The organism is Pseudomonas anuradhapurensis (genome assembly GCF_014269225.2).
In the GTDB taxonomy this organism is placed as follows: Bacteria; Pseudomonadota; Gammaproteobacteria; order Pseudomonadales; family Pseudomonadaceae; genus Aquipseudomonas; species Aquipseudomonas anuradhapurensis.
On the sequence record NZ_CP077097.1, the window covers coordinates 4,686,143 to 4,705,900 of the forward strand.

At 64.0% G+C, this 19,758-nt stretch carries 20 protein-coding genes; 8 read left to right on the forward strand and 12 right to left on the reverse strand.

Features of this window, described 5'->3' with window-relative positions; translation table 11 throughout:
- Positions 1-24 precede the first annotated feature (24 nt).
- The 9 genes from HU763_RS21485 to HU763_RS21525 all read right to left on the reverse strand — a co-directional run bounded on the left by HU763_RS21485 (position 25) and on the right by HU763_RS21525 (position 9,409).
- A complete protein-coding gene (locus HU763_RS21485) occupies positions 25-1,185 on the reverse strand; it encodes a D-alanyl-D-alanine carboxypeptidase family protein (RefSeq protein ID WP_186672699.1) in 1,161 nt (386 codons plus the stop codon).
- Positions 1,186-1,455: 270 nt separating this feature from the next.
- A complete protein-coding gene (locus HU763_RS21490; RefSeq protein ID WP_186686582.1) occupies positions 1,456-2,460 on the reverse strand; it encodes a septal ring lytic transglycosylase RlpA family protein in 1,005 nt (334 codons plus the stop codon).
- Positions 2,460-3,470 carry a lytic murein transglycosylase B gene (gene mltB / locus HU763_RS21495; RefSeq protein WP_186686580.1) on the reverse strand — a complete coding sequence of 337 codons (1,011 nt, stop codon included), beginning with the start codon at positions 3,468-3,470 and terminating at the stop codon, positions 2,460-2,462. Before mltB ends, HU763_RS21490 begins: the two co-directional genes overlap by 1 nt.
- 17 nt (positions 3,471-3,487) lie before the next feature.
- On the reverse strand, positions 3,488-4,591 hold the full coding sequence (gene rodA, locus HU763_RS21500; RefSeq protein WP_170034301.1) for a rod shape-determining protein RodA: 1,104 nt from the start codon (positions 4,589-4,591) through the stop codon (positions 3,488-3,490).
- A 38-nt stretch (positions 4,592-4,629) separates the two neighbouring features.
- Complete coding sequence (mrdA, locus tag HU763_RS21505) at positions 4,630-6,519, reverse strand: penicillin-binding protein 2 (protein ID WP_170032884.1); 1,890 nt, start codon at positions 6,517-6,519, stop codon at positions 4,630-4,632.
- A gap of 16 nt (positions 6,520-6,535) precedes the next feature.
- Positions 6,536-7,003, reverse strand: coding sequence for a 23S rRNA (pseudouridine(1915)-N(3))-methyltransferase RlmH (gene rlmH, locus HU763_RS21510; protein ID WP_003249722.1), 468 nt, complete (start codon positions 7,001-7,003; stop codon positions 6,536-6,538).
- 10 nt (positions 7,004-7,013) lie between these two features.
- Positions 7,014-7,433, reverse strand: coding sequence for a ribosome silencing factor (gene rsfS, locus HU763_RS21515; RefSeq protein ID WP_087499514.1), 420 nt, complete (start codon positions 7,431-7,433; stop codon positions 7,014-7,016).
- A gap of 43 nt (positions 7,434-7,476) precedes the next feature.
- The gene (gene nadD, locus HU763_RS21520; RefSeq protein ID WP_186686578.1) at positions 7,477-8,169 is read right to left on the reverse strand and encodes a nicotinate-nucleotide adenylyltransferase; all 693 of its coding nucleotides are present in this window, start codon (positions 8,167-8,169) and stop codon (positions 7,477-7,479) included.
- Entirely contained in the window at positions 8,138-9,409 is a 1,272-nt protein-coding gene (locus tag HU763_RS21525) for a glutamate-5-semialdehyde dehydrogenase (RefSeq protein ID WP_186686576.1), read from the reverse strand. The genes nadD and HU763_RS21525 overlap by 32 nt, the downstream gene beginning before the upstream one ends.
- A 271-nt stretch (positions 9,410-9,680) precedes the next feature.
- Between HU763_RS21525 and HU763_RS21530 the strand changes: the two genes are divergently transcribed.
- Positions 9,681-10,349, forward strand: coding sequence for a DNA-3-methyladenine glycosylase (locus HU763_RS21530; protein ID WP_186686575.1), 669 nt, complete (start codon positions 9,681-9,683; stop codon positions 10,347-10,349).
- Between the two features lie 3 nt (positions 10,350-10,352).
- The gene (locus HU763_RS21535; protein ID WP_186686574.1) at positions 10,353-11,669 is read left to right on the forward strand and encodes a bifunctional DedA family/phosphatase PAP2 family protein; all 1,317 of its coding nucleotides are present in this window, start codon (positions 10,353-10,355) and stop codon (positions 11,667-11,669) included.
- Between the two features lie 138 nt (positions 11,670-11,807).
- Here HU763_RS21535 and HU763_RS21540 read toward each other — a convergent pair whose 3' ends face one another.
- Genes HU763_RS21540 through HU763_RS21550 form a run of 3 tightly spaced genes read right to left on the reverse strand, consistent with a single transcriptional unit; the run spans position 11,808 to position 13,483 of the window.
- On the reverse strand, positions 11,808-12,398 hold the full coding sequence (locus tag HU763_RS21540) for an LON peptidase substrate-binding domain-containing protein (RefSeq protein ID WP_186686573.1): 591 nt from the start codon (positions 12,396-12,398) through the stop codon (positions 11,808-11,810).
- Positions 12,399-12,407: 9 nt separating this feature from the next.
- Positions 12,408-13,124 (reverse strand): LrgB family protein, encoded by a 717-nt coding sequence (locus HU763_RS21545; protein WP_186686562.1) that lies wholly within the window; start codon positions 13,122-13,124, stop codon positions 12,408-12,410.
- Positions 13,121-13,483 (reverse strand): CidA/LrgA family protein, encoded by a 363-nt coding sequence (locus tag HU763_RS21550; protein WP_170032900.1) that lies wholly within the window; start codon positions 13,481-13,483, stop codon positions 13,121-13,123. Before HU763_RS21550 ends, HU763_RS21545 begins: the two co-directional genes overlap by 4 nt.
- Positions 13,484-13,627: 144 nt before the next feature.
- Between HU763_RS21550 and HU763_RS21555 the strand changes: the two genes are divergently transcribed.
- The 6 genes from HU763_RS21555 to purH all read left to right on the forward strand — a co-directional run bounded on the left by HU763_RS21555 (position 13,628) and on the right by purH (position 19,754).
- Positions 13,628-14,083 (forward strand): MaoC family dehydratase, encoded by a 456-nt coding sequence (locus HU763_RS21555; protein ID WP_186686559.1) that lies wholly within the window; start codon positions 13,628-13,630, stop codon positions 14,081-14,083.
- Between the two features lie 123 nt (positions 14,084-14,206).
- Positions 14,207-15,085 carry a 50S ribosomal protein L11 methyltransferase gene (prmA, locus tag HU763_RS21560; RefSeq protein ID WP_186686556.1) on the forward strand — a complete coding sequence of 293 codons (879 nt, stop codon included), beginning with the start codon at positions 14,207-14,209 and terminating at the stop codon, positions 15,083-15,085.
- A gap of 42 nt (positions 15,086-15,127) precedes the next feature.
- Positions 15,128-16,477 (forward strand): DUF3426 domain-containing protein, encoded by a 1,350-nt coding sequence (locus tag HU763_RS21565; protein WP_186686553.1) that lies wholly within the window; start codon positions 15,128-15,130, stop codon positions 16,475-16,477.
- 257 nt (positions 16,478-16,734) lie between these two features.
- Entirely contained in the window at positions 16,735-17,748 is a 1,014-nt protein-coding gene (gene dusB / locus HU763_RS21570; RefSeq protein WP_170032907.1) for a tRNA dihydrouridine synthase DusB, read from the forward strand.
- On the forward strand, positions 17,745-18,065 hold the full coding sequence (fis, locus tag HU763_RS21575; RefSeq protein ID WP_012274390.1) for a DNA-binding transcriptional regulator Fis: 321 nt from the start codon (positions 17,745-17,747) through the stop codon (positions 18,063-18,065). Before dusB ends, fis begins: the two co-directional genes overlap by 4 nt.
- An 81-nt stretch (positions 18,066-18,146) precedes the next feature.
- Positions 18,147-19,754, forward strand: coding sequence for a bifunctional phosphoribosylaminoimidazolecarboxamide formyltransferase/IMP cyclohydrolase (purH, locus tag HU763_RS21580; protein WP_186686550.1), 1,608 nt, complete (start codon positions 18,147-18,149; stop codon positions 19,752-19,754).
- Positions 19,755-19,758: the final 4 nt, after the last annotated feature.

Genomic DNA, 19,758 nt, shown 5'->3' on the forward strand with positions numbered 1-19,758 from the left:
ACGCGGGGGCATGCAGGTCACGTATCAGTTGAACAACCCGTAGAAGAATAGACGGATGCTATCCCACATACGGCGGAAGAAACCACCTTCCTCGACGCCGTCAAGGGCGATCAGGTCGGCGCTGTGAACCACTTTCTCGTCCAGTTTGACTTCCACTTTGCCGATCACGTCACCTTTGGCAATCGGTGCAGTGAGTTGCGGGTTCATGGTCATCGAAGCCTGAAGGCGTTTCAATTGGCCTTTAGGCATGGTCATGGTCAGGTCTTCGGCCAGGCCGGCTTTCACTTCGCCAGTGGCTCCTTTCCAGACCGGTGCCTTGGTCAGCTCGGTACCCTTCTGGTAGAAAGTCTGGGTTTCGAAGAAGCGGAAGCCATAGGTCAGCAGCTTCTGGGTCTCGGCTGCGCGCGACTGCTCGCTGTTGGTGCCGAACACCACGGCGATCAGGCGCTGGCCGTCGCGAACGGCGGAAGCCACCATGCAGTAGCCGGCTTCGTCGGTGTGGCCGGTCTTCAGGCCGTCGACGGTCTTGTCACGCCACAGCAGCAGGTTGCGGTTCGGCTGCTTGATGTTGTTCCAGAAGAATTCCTTCTGCGAATAGATGGCGTAGTGGGCCGGGTCGACATTGATGATCGCGCGGGCCAGGGTCGCCATGTCATGGGCCGACGAGTAGTGGTCCGGATGCGGCAGACCGGTCGGGTTCATGAAGTGGCTGTTGCTCATGCCCAGGTCGGCGGCAGTCTTGTTCATCATGTCGGCGAAGGCATCTTCGCTGCCGGCGATGTGCTCGGCCAGGGCGACCGAGGCGTCGTTGCCGGACTGGATGATGATGCCGTGCAGCAGGTCGCTGACGGTCACCTGGCTGCCCACCTTGATGAACATGCGCGAACCGCCGGTACGCCAGGCGTTCTCGCTGACGGTTACCGGGTCGTTTTCACCGATCTGGCCGCGGCGGATGTCGAGGGTGGCGATGTAGGCGGTCATCAGCTTGGTCAGGCTGGCTGGCGGCAGGCGCTCGTCACCGTTGTTCTCGACCAGCACGTTGCCGCTGGACGCGTCCATGAGTACGTAGGACTTGGCTGCCAGTTGCGGTGGCGCCGGCGTCATCTGCTCAGCCGCGAAGGCGGCCGGCGTGATCATCAGCAGTACGGGCAGGCAAAGTCGTTTGGCAAGGTTGGTGATGTTCATCCGTCTCTCGAAAATCGCTAATGGTCTGAATTTCCCTGGGCAAGATCATGTGCCCAGCGCCAGTCAGTCTAGTTTTGTGGCCATAGGCCTGGCCCGGCAAAATGCGGCGTTATGTCGCTGCGGGCAAAAGCCGACATTGTACATGCCTGCGCCCGGCAATTCATGACAAAACCGACAGTTTGGTGTTGCCTTCTTCGCGGGCACGCCCGCTCCCACAGGGTTTCGCATGCCCCTGTGGGAGCGGGCGTGCCCGCGAAAAAGGCAACGCGGTCAGTCAGCTGTGACCAGCTTGGCCTGCCCCAGGTTCGCCAGGCGGATGCTGTCCTGCGCCTGCTGGATCTCGCCCTGGCTGCTGATCGGCCCCAGGCGCACGCGGTGCAAGGTTTGCTGGTTACGCACGATCGAGCTGATGAATACCGGCGCGCTGACCATGCTGCTGAGCTTGGAACGCAGCAGTTCGGCGGCGTCCGGGTTGGCGAAGGCGCCCACCTGCAGGAAGCTGCCGCCACTGTTGCTGGCCGGCACGTTGTTGCCGCCAACCTGCACCGGCACCACAGGCGCTGCGTGCTGTTGCGGCGGTGGCGTCCATTGCTCGACGCGCCCGGTACTGGCCGGGATCGCCTGGGTCTGGGCCACTTGCGGCTCCTTCAGCACCATCGGCGGCGTCTGGCCACGCTGGGCCCACCATTGCTGCGGGTCGATGCCCTCGACGCGCACATGCGCGGTACCGATTTCAGCGTAACCGAGCTTCTTCGCCGCGGCATAGGACAGGTCGATGATGCGATCGGAGTAGAACGGCCCACGGTCGTTGACCCGCAGGATCACGCTGCGGCCGTTGGCCAGGTTGGTCACCCGCACATAGGCTGGCAGCGGCAAGGTCTTGTGCGCCGCACTCATGCCGTACAGGTCGTACAGCTCGCCGTTGGCGGTGTTCTGCCCGTGGAACTTGGTGCCATACCACGACGCAGTCCCCTCGGCGCGGTAGTTGCGGGCATCCTGCATCGGGTAGTAGGTCTTGCCCAGTACCGTGTACGGGTTGGCCTTGTAGTTGCCGGTGTGCACGGTCGGCGTGGCATCGGGGATCTTGCTCACATCCACGTCCCACCACGGCGCGCCGTCCTTGTGCGCCCGGTTGATATCCAGGCCCGGCTGGGTGCGCACCACGTTGCCGCTACCTTGCTGGGTTGGGCGGCTGGAAGAGCAGCTGGCCAGCAGCACGCCAACGGCGAGGCAGGTCAGCAGCTTGAAAGTATTGGCAGAGATGATTGCGCGCATTAGTTGACGCCCCGTGCTTGAACCAGCTGTTCCGAAAGCTGATGCACCGCCATGGCATACATCACGCTGCGGTTGTAGCGAGTGATCGCGTAGAAGTTCTTCAGGCCCATCCAGTATTCGGGGCCATTGTCGCCCTCGAGACGGAAGGCGGTAACCGGCAGATCATCGCGCAGGGAATCATGAACCGACCAGCCAAGCGCGCGCAACTCCCCTACCGTCTTTACCGGCTCGATGCCGGTGGTCAGGCCCTCGTCGGCCCGCTCGCCATCCACCCAGGCGCGGCTGACCACACCTTCACCGGCCACCCACCCGTGGCGCTTGAAGTAGCTGGCGACACTGCCGATGGCATCGTCCGGGTTGTTCCAGATATTGATGTGGCCGTCGCCATCGAAGTCCACCGCAAAGTTGCGGAAGCTGCTCGGCATGAACTGCGGCAAGCCCATCGCGCCGGCGTAGGAGCCCTTGAGGGTCAATGGGTCGAGCTGCTCTTCGCGAGACAGCAGCAGGAACTCGCGCAGCTCCTTGCGGAAGAAGTCGGCCCGCGGCGGATAGTCGAAGCTCAGCGTCGACAGCGCGTCTATCACCCGGTAGTTGCCGGTGTTGCGGCCAAAGAAGGTTTCCACGCCAATGATGGCGACGATGTACTGTGCCGGTACGCCATATTCCTGCTCGGCCCGGGCCAGCGCCGCCTCGTGCTGGCGCCAGAAATCCACACCGCGGGCGATGCGCGCGTCGGTGATGAACATCGGCCGGTAGTCCTTCCACGGTTTTACCCGTTCGGCCGGGCGCGAAATGGCGTCGAGGATCGACTGCTTGCGTTGCACCTCGGCGAACACGCCCATCAGCTGTTCAGGGGCAAAACCGTAGTCGCGGCTCATTTCGCCAACGAACTGGGCCATCTGCGGCGAGTCCCGGTAGTCGCCGGCATGGGCCAGCTGTACAGCGCCGAACAGGCCCACCGCGCCGACCCACGGCGCACAACGGGCAGCCCAGTTACGCACTGCTTGCATGAAATTGTTCACCTTATTCAAACCTGCGCGATCCATTTGCGGTGCGTATGGATCGACATCAGAACGCCAAACGCTGACAGCAGCGTCACCAACGAAGTTCCGCCATAGCTGATGAAGGGCAGCGGCACGCCCACCACGGGCAAAAGGCCGCTGACCATCCCGATATTGACGAATACATAGACAAAGAAGGTCATGGTCAGGCTGCCGGCCAGCAGCTTGCCGAACAAGGTCTGCGCCTGGGCGGTAATCACCAGGCCACGGCCGATCAGCAGCAGATAGACGATCAGCAACAGGCAGATGCCGACCAGGCCGAATTCCTCGCCGAGCACGGCAATGATGAAATCGGTGTGGCTTTCCGGCAGGAAGTCCAGGTGCGACTGCGTCCCGAGCAGCCAGCCCTTGCCGAATACACCGCCCGAGCCGATCGCCGCCTTGGACTGGATGATGTTCCAGCCGGTGCCCAACGGGTCGCTTTCCGGGTCGAGGAAGGTCAGTACCCGCTGTTTCTGGTAGTCATGCATGACGAAGAACCACATCGCCACCGCCACCGGCACTGCCGCCGCCAGCACGCTGAGGATCCAGCGCCAGCGCAGGCCGCCCATGAACAGCACGAAGGCACCGGAGGCAAGGATCAGCAGCGCAGTCCCCAGGTCGGGCTGGCGCACGATCAGGATGAACGGCACGCCAATCAGCACCAGGCTGATCGCCACGTGCTTGAGATGTGGCGGCAAGGTGCGCTTGGACAGGTACCAGGCGATGGTCGCCGGCATGATGATCTTCATGAACTCCGAGGGCTGGAAGCGAATCACCCCGGGAATGTTGATCCAGCGCGTGGCGCCCATGGCGTTGTGGCCCATGACGTCGACCACCACCAGCAGCATTACCCCGACCAGGTAGGCCAACGGCACCCAGCGCGCCATGAAGCGGGGCTCCAGCTGGGCGATGATGAACATCGACGCAAGGCCGATGCCGAACGAGGTGGCCTGCTTGAGCAACAAGTCCCAGTTCTTGCCACTGGCCGAGTACAGCACGAACAGGCTGCCAGCCGCGAGGGTCAGCAGAATGACCAGCAAAGGGCCGTCGACGTGGATGCGCTGCAGAAAACTGGCGCGCCGACGCATCACATCCTCGCTGGAGAGCATGCGATCGAAATTGTTCATCACAGGGCTGATTCCTGGGTAACGGTGGCGGGCGCGAACTCGGGCTTGAGCCGGCCGTTTTCGTCGAGCAGCCAGGCGTCCATCACCTGGCGTACCACCGGCGCGGCAACACCCGAGCCCGACTCACCGTTCTCGACCATCACCGATACCACGATCTTCGGGTCGTCGGCCGGGGCGAAGGCGACGAACAGGGCGTGGTCGCGGTGGCGCTCCTGGAGTTTGTTGCGGTCATACTTCTCGCCCTGCTTGATCGCCACCACCTGGGCGGTACCGCTCTTGCCGGCGATGCGGTACTGCGCGCCGATGGCCGCCTTGCGTGCGGTACCGCGGGCGTTGTGCATCACCTGCTCCATGCCATGGGTGACCTTGGCCCAGTCGGACTTGTCACGCAGCACGATGTTGTCCATGGGGTTGTCGTCCACCGGCGGCTGGCCCTCGATGGTCTTGGCCAGGTGCGGGCGGTTCCATACGCCCTTGTTGGCGATCAGCGCGGTGGCCTGGGCCAGCTGTAGCGGCGTAGCCTGCATGTAGCCCTGGCCGATACCGAGGATCAGGGTTTCGCCGGGGAACCACGCCTGGCGACGGGTAGCGCGCTTCCATTCCCGCGACGGCATCAGCCCGGCGGACTCTTCGAACATGTCCAGGGAAACCCGCTGGCCGATACCGAACTTGTTCATGTAGCTGGACAGCCGGTCGATGCCCATCTTGTGCGCCAGGTCGTAGAAGTAGGTGTCGTTGGAACGCATGATCGCGGTGTCCAGGTCGACCCAGCCATCGCCGGTGCGGTTCCAGTTGCGGTACTTGTGGTCGTAGTTGGGCAGTTGGTAGTAACCCGGGTCGAACACCCGGCTGCCGGCATTGACCACACCACTGTCCAGGCCGGCGATGGCCACGGCCGGTTTGATGGTCGAACCCGGCGGGTACAGGCCGCGCAGCACGCGGTTGAACAAGGGCCGGTCGATCGAGTCGCGCAGTTCGGCATAGGCCTTGAAACCGATGCCGGTGACGAACAGGTTGGGGTCGAAGCTGGGCTGGCTGACCATTGCCAGCACCTCGCCGGTACGCGGGTCGAGTGCCACCACGGCGCCGCGCCGACCACCCAGGGCGGCCTCGGCGGCTTCCTGCAACTTGATGTCCAGGCTCAGCACGATGTCCTTGCCCGGTTTCGGGTCGGTACGCTTGAGCACGCGCAGCACCCGGCCGCGAGCGTTGGTCTCGACTTCCTCGTAGCCCACCTGGCCGTGCAGGGCGTCTTCGTAGAACCGTTCGATGCCGGTCTTGCCAATGTGGTGGGTGCCGCTGTAGTTCACCGGATCGAGCGTTTTCAGCTCCTTCTCGTTGATCCGCCCCACATACCCCACCGAATGCGCGAAATGCGCACCCTGCGGGTAATGGCGCACCAGCTGGGCCACCACTTCCACACCCGGCAGGCGGAACTGGTTCACTGCCACGCGAGCAATCTGCTCTTCGTTGAGCTCGAACAGGATCGGCACTGGCTCGAACGGCCGGCGGCCCTGGCGCATGCGCTTCTCGAACAGGGCGCGATCATCGGGCGTCAATTCCAGCACTTCGACGATGGTATCCAGCACTTCCTGCCAGTTACCCGCACGTTCACGGGTCATCGACAGGCTGAAGCTGGGCCGGTTGTCGGCAACGATCACCCCGTTACGGTCGAAGATCAGCCCGCGGGTCGGCGGAATCGGCTGCACATGCACCCGGTTGTTCTCCGACAGCGTCGAGTGGTAGTCGTACTGGATGATCTGCAGGTAGTACAGCCGCGCGATCAGCACGCAGACCAGCAGCACGACCGCCACTGCGCCCACCACGACGCGGTTGCGCACCAGGCGGGCGTCTTTCTCATGGTCCTTGAGACGGATCGGCTGCGACATCGGGCTGCTTACAGGCTCATTTGTGGTAAGGATGCCCGGACAGCACGGTCCAGGCGCGGTAGATCTGCTCGCCGATGAGTATCCTTACCAACGGGTGCGGCAGGGTCAACGGCGACAGCGACCAGCGTTGTTCGGCACGCGCACAGACCTCCGGCGCCAGGCCTTCCGGGCCGCCCACCATCAAATTCACCGTGCGCGCATCCAGGCGCCAGCGGTCCAGCTCGGTCGCCAGTTGCTCGGTACTCCAGGGCTTGCCATGGACCTCGAGGGTGACGATGCGCTCCCCGGGCTGAACCTTGCTCAGCATGGCCTCGCCCTCCTGACGAATCAGGCGGGCGACATCGGCATTCTTGCCACGGGTATTCAGCGGGATTTCCACCAGCTCCAGCGACAGCTCGGCGGGCAGGCGCTTGGCATATTCATGCCAGCCTTCCTCGACCCACTTCGGCATGCGCGAGCCGACCGCGATCAGGCGCAGACGCACAGCGCTTTCCTTATTCCCGGTCCTTGAGCTTTTCGGAATACTCGTGGGCCTGGTCCGGGCTGTGGTGCTTGCCATCGGCGGCACGGCTCTGCTCGGCACCCTGCCACAGGCGCTCCAGGTCGTAGAACTGGCGGGCAGCGGCGGTCATCATGTGCACGATGACGTCGTTCAGGTCCAGCAGTACCCAGTCGCTGTCGCCCTTGCCTTCTTCACCCAGTGGCTGGGCGCCCTTGGCCTTGACCGCTTCGCGGACCTTTTCCAGCATCGCGTTGATCTGGCGGTTGGAGGTACCGGTGGCAATGATCATGTAGTCGGTCAGGCTGTGCTTTTCGCGCACGTCGATGACCTGGATGTCCTGGGCCTTGACGTCTTCCAGCGCTGCCTTGGTCAGGGCGACCAGTTCTTCGCCGTGGATTTTCTGCTTGGTCATATAAAACTCGTTCAACTCGTTGGATGAGGCGCCAGAGGCACCGTCAGTTAGGTGCACGATACAGTTCGTGCGCCTCGATGTAGGCCAGTACGGCGTCCGGCACCAGGAACCTCACCGACTTGCCGCTGGCCAGCAGCTGTCGGATCTGTGTAGCCGACACCGCAAGCGGCGTCTGCCAGACGAACGAAATGTTTCCCGCCGGGCCGGACAAGGCGGTGGGATCGCTCTCCGAGCGCGCAGCCAGCAGGTTGCGCAGCTCGTCAGGGGGTTCTACGTCGGCATCCGGGCGTTGCAGGACCAGGATGTGACAGTGTTGCAGCAATTCTTCCCAGCGGTGCCAGCCGGGCAGCCCACAGAAGGCATCCCAGCCCAGCACCAGGAACAGCTGGTCGTTGGCCGCCAGTTCGGCGCGGATCGATTCCAGCGTATCGATGGTGTACGACGGCTTGTCGCGTGCCAGCTCACGAGCATCCACGCTCAGGCAGGGCACACCCTGCACGGCGCTCTGCACCATGGCCAGGCGGTCCTTGGCGGCCACCTGCGGGGTGCCGCGGTGCGGCGGCCGGGCATTGGGCAACAGGCGCAGCTCGTCCAGCCCCATGAACTCGGCCACTTCCAGCGCGCTGCGCAGGTGGCCGATGTGCACGGGGTCGAAGGTGCCGCCTAGAATGCCGATGCGCCGGACTGCCTGGGCCTTGCTCAACTCAGCAGGACTCCTGGCCGCGCAGCTGGCCATCGCCGATCACCACGTACTTCTCGCAGGTCAGGCCTTCCAGGCCGACCGGGCCGCGGGCATGCAGCTTGTCGGTGGAGATGCCGATCTCGGCACCCAGGCCGTACTCGAAGCCGTCGGCGAAGCAGGTCGGGGTATTGAGCATGACCGACGCCGAATCGACCTCGGCCATGAACTGACGCGCTTCACCCTGGTGTTCGCTGATGATCGAATCGGTGTGGTGCGAGCCATAGTGGTTGATGTGCTCGATGGCCTGGTCCAGGCCGTCGAGCACACGGATCGACAGGATCGCATCCAGGTACTCGGTGTGCCAGTCGGCCTCGGTGGCCGGCTTGGCCTCGATGATGGCCCGGGTGCGCTCGCAGCCACGCAGCTCTACGCCCTTCTCCTGAAAGCGACGGGCCATCTCTGGCAGGAAGCGCTCGGCCACCTGCTGATCGACCAGCAACGTCTCCATGGCGCCACAGATACCGTAGCGATAGGTCTTGGCGTTGAATGCCACGCGCCAGGCCTTGTCCAGATCGGCGTGCCGGCTGACATAGATGTGGCAGATGCCGTCCAGGTGCTTGATTACCGGCACACGGGCATCGCGGCTGATGCGCTCGATCAGGCCACGGCCACCGCGAGGCACGATGACATCGACGAATTCCGGCATGCTGATCAGTGCCCCCACGGCCTCGCGGTCGGTGGTTTCCACCACCTGCACCACGGCCGCCGGCAGGCCGGCTGCGGCCAGGCCACGCTGGATGCAGGTGGCAATCGCACGGTTGGAATGAATGGCTTCGGAGCCGCCACGCAGGATGGTCGCGTTACCCGACTTCAGGCACAGGCTGGCAGCATCGATGGTCACGTTCGGACGCGACTCGTAGATGATCCCGATCACCCCCAGCGGCGTGCGCATCTTGCCCACCTGGATACCCGATGGGCGGTAGCTCATGTCGCGGATGGCACCGACCGGGTCCGGCAGGCTGGCCACCTGGCGCAGCCCGGTGATCATGCCGTCGATACGCGCCGGGGTCAGCGCCAGACGATCGAGCAAGGCCGGCTCCAGGCCGTTGGCGCGGCCGGCGGCGAGGTCTCGCTCGTTGGCGGCGGTCAGCTCGGCCCGGGCGGCATCCAGCGCGTCGGCGGCAGCTTGCAGGGCGCGGTTCTTCTGCGCGGTGCTGGCACGGCCGATCACCCGGGAAGCCTCACGGGCAGCGCGACCCAGGCGGGTCATATAGTCAAGAACGGACTCAGTCATGGGTTCGGTGTCTTGGCGAAGGGGAAATCGGCTGATTATAACTGCCGCGCAGGTGTACGCCCAGCGGTGGGTGGCGGATGGTCGAAAATGGCTGGGCTCGACCCGCTTCTTGTGGCGCCTGTGAGATCGCGCGCCGCCCGCCCCAAGGCGAACCCCTTAGGCTCAACCAACACCGAAACATGCAGATACCAATCAATCACCCCACCGGTTCAGCCTCGATTAAGTCATTCATTGCTATCATCCCCGCCTTCCCAACCGCGAACTGCCCCGCATGCCAGCACTGCCCGACAGCTTCTTCGACCGCGACGCCCAGACCCTGGCCAAGGCCCTGCTGGGCAAGGTCATCCGTCACCGCCACGGCGACCTGTGGCTGGCCGCACGGATCATCGAGACCGAGGCCTACTACCTCAGCGACAAAGGCAGCCACGCCTCGCTCGGCTACACCGAAAAGCGCAAGGCGCTGTTCCTCGATGGCGGGCACATCTACATGTACTACGCGCGCGGCGGCGACTCGCTTAACTTCAGCGCCCACGGGCCGGGCAACGCGGTGCTGATCAAGTCCGCCTACCCTTGGCAGGACGCCATCTCGGGGCCGAACAGCCTGGCGCAGATGCAACTGAACAACCCCGACGCCAGCGGCAACCTGCGCCCGGCCGAGCGCCTGTGCGCCGGGCAGACGCTGCTGTGCCGCGCCCTCGGCCTGAAGGTGCCACACTGGGACGCCCAGCGCTTCGACCCCGAGCGCCTGTACGTCGAGGATTGCCGCAACGCCGTGCCGCGGATCATCCAGACGGCCCGCCTGGGCATCCCGTACGGCCGCGACGAGCACCTGCCCTACCGCTTCGTCGATGCCGAATACGCCCGTTTCTGCACGCGGAACCCGTTGCGTCGAGGCCAAGTCGAAGGCCGCGACTTCTTCATTCTCGAACAAGGAAGCTGAACCATGGGCCAATGGCTCGACAGCCTGACCGGCTGGCTCAGCGCCAACCCACAGTGGCTTGGCCTGGCAATTTTCCTGGTGGCCTGCATCGAATGCCTGGCCATTGCCGGCATCATCGTACCGGGCACCGTGCTGCTGTTCGCGGTCGCGGTGCTGGCCGGCAGCGGTACCTTCAGCCTGGGCGAAACGCTGCTGCTGGGCTTTCTCGGTGGCCTGCTGGGTGACGCCGTGTCCTATGCCGTGGGCAAGTACTTCCATCAGAACATCCGCCGCCTGCCGCTACTGCGTCACCACCCGGAATGGATCGGCAGCGCCGAGGCCTATTTCCAGCGCTACGGCATCGCCAGCCTGCTGGTAGGGCGCTTCATCGGGCCGCTGCGGCCCATGCTGCCGATGGTCGCCGGCATGTTCGACATGCCGCTGCCGCGCTTCATCGCCGTCAGTCTGGTGGCCGGCGTGGGCTGGTCGGTGGCCTATCTGCTGCCCGGCTGGGCCACGGGTGCAGCCATGCGCCTGCCGTTGCCGGAAGGCTTCTGGCTGGATGCCGGCATCATCGCCGGCACCCTGGCAGTCATCATCGGGCTGAGCCTGAATACCAGCATCCGCGATCAACGCCACGGCACCCGGCTGATCGCCGGCATGAGCCTGGCGGCACTGGCCGGGGTGTTCCTGGGCTGGCCCTACCTGCACGAATTCGACCAAGGCGTGATGACACTGGTGCAGGAGCACCGTAGCCAGGCCTTCGATGGCGCCGTGGTGCTGGTGACCCGGCTAGGCGATTTCCGCACTCAACTGGTCTTGGGCGGCCTGTTGACTGGCCTGCTGCTGCTTGCCCGGCAATGGCGTCATGCCCTGTTCGCCGCTGGCGTACTGATGGGCACGGCACTTGCCAATGGCACCCTGAAATGGCTGTTCGCCCGGGCCCGGCCAGAGGTACTCAGCGACCCCTTGACCAGCTACAGCATGCCCAGCGGGCACAGTTCGGCGTCGTTCGCGTTCTTTCTGGTCATGGCCGTGCTGGCCGGGCGCGGGCAGCCGCCGCGGATGCGCCTGACCTGGGTCATGCTGGGCTGCATTCCGGCGCTGGCGATAGCCCTGTCGCGGGTTTACCTGGGGGCTCACTGGCCGACCGACATCCTCGCCGGGGCCCTGTTGGCGTGCTGTGTATGTGCGCTGAGCCTGGCATTGGTACAGCGGCGGCAAACCTTGCCGGCCTTGCCACTGCGGGTGTGGTGGCTGATAGTACCGGCCTGCATCGCGTTGCTGGCATTCTTTGCCATGCATGCGTTGCCGCAGGCGTTGTTGCGCTATCAGTACTGATTGCGCCCTGTAGGAGCGGCCTTGTGTCGCGAAAGGGCTGCGAAGCAGCCCCGGCAATTTATGGCTGCGCTGAAGTTCTGGGGCTGCTTCGCAGCCCTTCCGCGACCCAAGGCCAGGGCCAGCAGCAGGGCGAGGCAGTCAGGCAAACAGCTCGCCCTGAATCCGCTCCAGCAGCTTCTGGATCTCGCCCAGGCGCTGCTGCGGTGAGTCGAGGGCCAGCAGGTCCAGCTTGTCCTCTTCCATGAACGGCAAAAGGTACGCCAACTGGTTGGCCAGCGCCTGCCGCCCGTCCACCGGGCGCGGCATGCCCAGGGCTTCGACCATCGGGTGCTCGCCCAGCGCCACCAGCAACGCCAGCAGGTCATCGTCGGCCTCGAGCAACGGGCTGTCCGCCTGCTCCGGCAACCATTGCACCTGCCCCATCATCAACTGGTCCTTCTGCACCTCGGTGCTTGCCAGGTTGAAACGCCGCACACCTTCGACGCGAATGCCCAACAAACCGTTATCCTGCTGCACGAAGTCGCGGATCACCGCCTCACAGCCGATCGAGGCCACTACCGGCGGCGCCTTGCCGACCTGTTCGCCTTCGAGGATGCACACCACGCCAAAACCTTCGCCCTGCTTCATGCAGCGCCCGATCATGTCCAGGTAGCGCGCCTCGAAAATCTGCAGATCGAGAAAGCAGCCAGGAAACAGCACGGTATTGAGCGGAAACAGCGGTAACGTCATTACAAATCCTCAAGCCACCAGGCTGACCGCCAGCGGCAGGAACACCGCCGTGGCCACGCCCATCAGGCTCATTGCCAGCGCGGCAAAGGCGCCGCATTCGTCACTTTCCTGCAGGGCCACCGAAGTACCCACCGCGTGCGCGGTCACCCCCAACGCCATGCCGCGCGCCTCGGGACTGTGCACGCCAAAGCGGCTCAGCAGCGCCGGGCCGAAGATCGCCCCGATCACGCCGGTAATCAACACAAACACCGCCGCCAGGGCCGCCACCCCGCCAATCTGCTCGGCCACCAGCATGGCAATTGGCGAGGTCACCGATTTTGGCGCCATGGTCATCAAGATCATGTGTTCCGCACCGAACCACCAGCCCAGCATCAGGCAGAACAGCGTGGCAAACAGGCCTCCGATTACCAGCGTAGTAAAGATGGGCCAGAACAGCTGGCGGATACGCCGCAGGTTCAGGTAAAGCGGCACCGCCAGGGCCACGGTGGCAGGCCCCAGCAGGATGTTCATGATCTCCGTGCTCTTGCGGTACTCGCGGTAGTCGATGCCGAACAGCAGCAGCACGCCGATCACCAGCAGCATCGACACCAGCACCGGCTGCAAGAAGATCCAGCGGGTCTTCTCGTAGGCGGCCAGCACCACCTGGTAGGCGCCGAGGGTAATGCCGATACCGAACAAGGGATGATGCACCACCGCGTCCAGCGCGCCTTGCCAGTCAAGCATCATGGCTGCTCCTCGCGTCGGCCCTGGCGCTGGATGAGCTTTTGCATCAGCACGCCGACAAACGCCAGGGTCACCAGGCAGGAAATCAGCAACGCCCCGACGATGGCCCAGAAGTCGGCAGCAATGTCCCTGGCATACACCATCACCCCTACTGCCGGCGGCACCAGCAACAGCGGCAGGTAGCGCAGCAGGCTGCTGGCCGCCTCGTTCAGCGGCTTGCCAACCTCGCCACGGGCCATGAGAAAACACAGCAGCAGCAACAGGCCGATGATCGGCCCCGGCAGAAACGGCACCAACAAGTGGTTGATCGCCGTACCCAGCAACTGGAACAGCACCAGCCAGGTCAGACCACGCAACAGCATAAGCATCTCCCTCGTGCACGGCTGCCATTATAAGCATGTGGCCGTCATATACCGATATTCGCCGAAATACCTGCAACTTGACTGAAACGGTTCGCCGTGCTGATCTTGCACATTCGTACCAACTGACAACTTGGAGAGCCCGCGATGCCCTATGTACCGGTTACAGAGCTTTCGCAGTACGTTGGTAAGGAACTGGGCCGTTCGGCCTGGCTGAAGATCGACCAGCAGCGCATCAACCTGTTCGCCGAAGCCACGGGTGATTTCCAGTTCATCCATGTGGACCCGGTGAAGGCGGCGCAGACTCCGTTCGGCTGCACCATTGCCCACGGCTTCCTGACGTTGTCGCTGATCCCCAAGTTGATCGAGGACATCCTGGTCCTGCCGCAAGGGCTGAAAATGGTGGTGAACTATGGGCTGGACAGCGTGCGCTTCATCCAGCCGGTCAAGGTCGATAGCCAGGTGCGGCTGAAGGTAGAGCTGGCAGAGGTGGCGGAGAAGAAGCCGGGGCAGTGGCTGCTCAAGGCGATCGCCACCCTGGAGATCGAGGGCGAGGACAAGCCGGCCTACATAGCCGAGTCGCTCTCCCTGTGTTTTGTCTGATGGATTTCGGGGGCGCTGCACGCCCCCTTGCCAAGCCGATCCACAAATCCCCCGCACTCGCGTAAACTGCCAGCCTTCGCGCAGCCTGGGGCTGCCCCTGTCGATTTACCAAAGGTGCCCGCCATGCCCTGGCTGCAAGTACGCCTGGCCATCAGCCCGGAACAAGCCGAAACCTACGAAGACGCCCTGCTCGAAGTGGGCGCTGTCTCGGTCACGTTCATGGATGCCGAGGATCAACCGATCTTCGAGCCAGACCTCAACACCACCCCGCTGTGGTCGCACACCCACCTGCTGGCCCTGTTCGAGGCCGATGCCGAGCCCGAGCAGGTGTTCTCCCACCTGCGCCTGCTGACCGGTGCCGAGCTGCCCGAGCACCAGGCCGAGGTGATCGAGGACCAGGACTGGGAACGCAGCTGGATGGACAACTTCCAGCCGATGCGCTTCGGCCGCCGCCTGTGGATCGTGCCCAGCTGGCACGAAGCACCGGAAAAGGACGCGGTGAACCTGCTGCTCGACCCGGGCCTGGCGTTCGGCACCGGCACCCACCCGACCACCGCCCTGTGCCTGGAATGGCTCGACGGCCAGCAGCTCGAAGGCACCCAGGTGCTGGACTTCGGTTGCGGCTCGGGCATCCTGGCCATCGCCGCGCTGCTGCTGGGCGCCCGCGAGGCGGTGGGTACCGACATCGACGTGCAGGCCATCGAGGCTTCGCGCGACAACGCCCAGCGCAATGGCATCGCCGATGAAAAGCTGGCGCTGTACCTGCCCGAGCACATGCCGGCGATGCAGGCCGACGTGCTGGTTGCCAACATCCTTGCCGGCCCGCTGGTGTCGCTGGCGCCGCAGCTGTCCGGCCTGGTGCGCCCCGGTGGCCTGCTGGCGCTATCGGGCATCCTCGCCGAACAGGGTGAAGAAGTGGCTGCGGCCTATGCCGCCGACTTCGAGCTGGACCCGATCGTCGTGCGCGACGGCTGGGTCCGCATCAGTGGTCGCCGCCGTTAAGCCGGCCTAGAATACGTTTCTGCATAGCTCCCGGATCGCCGCATGACCGACAGTTTCGTCACCCAGTGCCCGCATTGCCAGACTAGCTTTCGCGTCACTCACCACCAACTGAGCGTGGCCCGCGGCGTGGTGCGCTGCGGCCACTGCCTGCAGGTATTCAATGCTGCCAGGCAGTTGCTGGAGCAGAACCGCACCAGTACGGCCAGTCAACCTGTGGTGCCGGCGCCAGAGCCGGCGGTGCCTGACGCGCCGGTGGCCGAGCCAACGGTGGCGCACGAGCCGGCTGTCGACCAGCACAGCAGCGCTGCCGACGAAAACTGGGCACTCACCGCCCAGGCACTGGACGCCCTCGATCTCGACAAGGAGCTGGAACGCCTGGAGCGTCGCGGCCAACCCGTACCGGCACGCCCGGCCGAGCAGGATGACGGGTTGCAGGCCCGGCGCGACGACTTGCAGCCGGACGAACACGCTGACGACCTGTTCGGCACGGCCGCCGATGAACCTTTCGAACCACCACAGGCAGATGAGCCGGCCCCGGTGCTGCAGCCGCTGGAGCTGGATCTCGAACCTGCCCCGGGCGAGCGCACCGAGCCAACCCTGGGCGGTAGCCTGGAGCTGGACTTCGACGATGAGCCGCCGGTGCGCCATGCCGTCGACGATGACCACCCCGCCTTCGACGAACCGCTGCGTGCCAGCGATGACGAAACTGCGGAAAAAGGCCTGAACGCGCGCGACGAGGAACCGCTGGCGCTGAGCCTGTCGGCGCACGATGACGACCCTGTCGAGCCGCTGCCCGGCGAACGCCTGGAACCAGGCTTTGCCGCCAAGCCAGAGCGCCCGGCACGCAAGGAGCCGCTGGTCGACGTGGTCGACGACCCATTGCAGCTGGGCTGGGAGAAGCCCGCACCGAACTGGGGCAAACGCCTGCTGTGGGGCTTCCTGACCTTGCTCGCCGCGGGCATGCTGGCGTTCCAGTACGTGTGGTTCCACTTCGACGAAATGGCCCGTCAGGACCAGTACCGGCCGCTCTTCCAGCAAGTCTGCCCGTTGGTCGGGTGCGAAGTCCCGACCCGCGTCGATATTGCCCGGATCAAAAGCAGCAACCTGGTGGTGCGCAGCCACCCGGACTTCAAGGGCGCGTTGATCGTCGATGCGATCATCTACAACCGCGCGCCGTTCGCCCAGCCATTCCCGCTGCTGGAGCTGCGCTTCGCCGATCTCAATGGCCAGCTGATCGCCAGCCGACGCTTCAAGCCCAGCGAGTACCTCTCGGGGGAACTGGCCGGGCGTGGCGAGATGCCCAGCCAGACCCCGATCCATATCGCCCTGGACATCCTTGACCCCGGGCCGAAGGCAGTCAACTACAGCCTCAGCTTCCGTTCGCCGGAATGAACATCATGCCGGCGGGGGCGCCTTGCGCCCCTTCGCGACACAAGGCCGCTGCTACAGGAGATCGCGTTCGCCTGTAGCAGCGGCCGCGTGTCGCGAAAAGGCTGCAAAGCAGCCCCAGGCCCTTCTCCATACCAAATGGCATAAGCCGACAACTGTTCAGATTTTATCCAAACCCATCTTTATCCGGTCACCGAGAGCGGGTATCATGCCAACCCTTTTTCAGACTCCAAGATTCGGCCCCACAACAGGGATCACCTATGTCGGCGGTACGCATCGGCCAATACACACTACGTAACAACCTGATCCTCGCGCCCATGGCCGGCGTTACGGACCAGCCTTTCCGTACCCTTTGCCAGCGCCTGGGCGCCGGCATGGTGGTGTCGGAAATGGTCTCCAGCGACATGAGCCTGTGGAACAGCCGCAAGTCGAGCCTGCGCCGCATCCATGAAGGTGATCCCGAGCCACGCTCGGTGCAGATCGCCGGTGGTGATGCGCAGATGATGGCAGCGGCGGCGCAAGCCAATGTCGAGGCAGGTGCCCAGATCATCGATATCAACATGGGCTGCCCGGCAAAAAAAGTCTGCAACAAAGCCGCAGGCTCTGCTTTATTGAGAGATGAAGCCTTGGTCAGCGAGATTCTCCACGCCGTGGTTGGCGCCGTGGACGTCCCGGTGACGCTGAAGATTCGCACCGGCTGGGACCGGGCGAACAAGAACGGCCTGAACGTGGCGAAGATCGCCGAACAGGCCGGCATCCAGGCGCTGGCGGTACATGGCCGCACACGCGCCGACCTGTATACCGGCGAAGCCGAATACGACACCATCGCTGCCATCAAGCAGGCGGTGTCGATCCCGGTTTTTGCCAACGGCGATATCACATCGCCAGAAAAGGCCCGGGCGGTGCTGGACGCCACCGGTGTCGATGGCCTGCTGATTGGCCGGGCTGCCCAGGGGCGGCCATGGATCTTTCGCGAGATCGAGCATTACCTGCGCACTGGCGAACATCTGCCAGCGCCGCAACTGGATGAAGTGGAACGCATCCTGCTGGAGCACCTGGCAGCGCTGCATGCCTTCTATGGCGATGTGATGGGCGTACGTATCGCCCGCAAGCACGTTGGCTGGTACCTGGCAACACGACCCGGCGGCAAGGAGTTTCGCTCCCGGTTCAACGCTTTGGAAGACACACAAGCGCAGTGCGCCAACGTTCGTGCGTTTTTCAGCGAACGTCGACAGAGCCTTGAGACAGAGGACGGACAAGGGGTGGCCGCATGACGATGATGACCGAGACATTTGTGAGTGGAACAACGCCCGTGAGCGACAACGCCAACCTGAAACAGCACCTGAACACGCCGAGCGAAGAAGGCCAGACCCTTCGCGACAGCGTCGAGAAGGCGCTGCACAACTACTTCGCCCACCTGGAAGGCGCGACCGTGACGGACGTGTACAACCTGGTGCTGTCCGAAGTCGAGGCGCCCCTGCTCGAAAGCGTGATGAACTACGTCAAGGGCAACCAGACCAAGGCCAGCGAGATGCTCGGGCTGAACCGAGGCACCCTGCGCAAGAAGCTCAAGCAGTACGACTTGCTGTAAGCCAGAATCCCAACCAGAAAAGGCGGCTCCCTGAACAGAGGCGCCTTTTTTGCTGACTCCACCGCGTTATTGGAACCCGAAATGACCGACCAGACTACCCGCCTGCCAGTCCGCCGCGCCCTGATCAGCGTCTCCGACAAGACCGGTATCCTCGAATTCGCCCGTGAGCTGCAGCAGCTCGGTGTCGAGATCCTGTCCACCGGTGGCACCTACAAGCTGCTCAAGGACAACGGCGTCAACGCGGTGGAAGTGGCCGACTACACCGGCTTCGCCGAAATGATGGATGGCCGGGTCAAGACCCTGCACCCGAAAATCCACGGCGGCATCCTCGGCCGTCGCGGTATCGACGACGCCATCATGAACGAGCACGGCATCAAGCCGATCGACCTGGTAGCAGTCAACCTGTACCCGTTCGAAGCCACCATTTCCAAGCCTGGCTGTGATCTGCCGACCGCCATCGAGAACATCGACATCGGCGGCCCGACCATGGTCCGTTCGGCTGCCAAGAACCACAAGGACGTGGCCATCGTGGTCAACGCCAGCGACTACGCCGGCATCGTCGAAGGCCTCAAGGCCGGTGGCCTGACCTACGCCCAGCGTTTCGACCTGATGCTCAAGGCGTTCGAGCACACCGCTGCCTATGACGGCATGATCGCCAACTACATGGGCACCATCGACCAGGCCAAGGAGACCCTGAGCACCGAAGGCCGCAGCGAATTCCCGCGCACCTTCAACAGCCAGTTCGTCAAGGCCCAGGAAATGCGCTACGGCGAGAACCCGCACCAGAGCGCGGCGTTCTACGTCGAGGCGAAAAAGGGTGAAGCCAGCGTTTCCACCGCCATCCAGCTGCAGGGCAAGGAGCTGTCGTTCAACAACGTGGCCGACACCGATGCCGCGCTGGAATGCGTGAAGAGCTTCGTCAAGCCAGCCTGCGTCATCGTCAAGCACGCCAACCCGTGCGGCGTGGCCGTAGTACCTGAAGAAGAAGGCGGTATCCGCAAGGCCTACGACCTGGCCTACGCGACCGACACCGAATCGGCGTTCGGTGGCATCATCGCCTTCAACCGCGAGCTGGATGGCGAAACCGCCAAGGCCATCGTCGACCGCCAGTTCGTCGAAGTGATCATCGCACCGAAAATCTCCCAGGCCGCCCGCGACGTGGTTGCCGCCAAGCAGAACGTACGCCTGCTGGAATGCGGCGAGTGGCCAGCCGAGCGCGCTGCCGGTTGGGACTTCAAGCGCGTCAACGGTGGCCTGCTGGTGCAGAGCCGCGATATCGGCATGATCAGCGCCGATGACCTGAAGATCGTGACCAAGCGTGCACCGACCGAGCAAGAGATCCACGACCTGGTATTCGCCTGGAAAGTGGCCAAGTTCGTCAAGTCCAACGCCATCGTCTACGCCAAGCAGCGCCAGACCATCGGCGTCGGTGCCGGCCAGATGAGCCGCGTCAACTCCGCCCGCATCGCGGCCATCAAGGCTGAACACGCCGGCTTGCAGGTGCAGGGTGCTGTCATGGCATCGGATGCGTTCTTCCCGTTCCGTGACGGCATCGACAACGCAGCTAAAGTGGGTATCAGCGCCGTGATCCAGCCAGGTGGCTCGATGCGCGATGCCGAGGTGATTGCTGCCGCTGACGAAGCTGGCATCGCCATGGTCTTCACCGGCATGCGCCACTTCCGCCACTGATTTA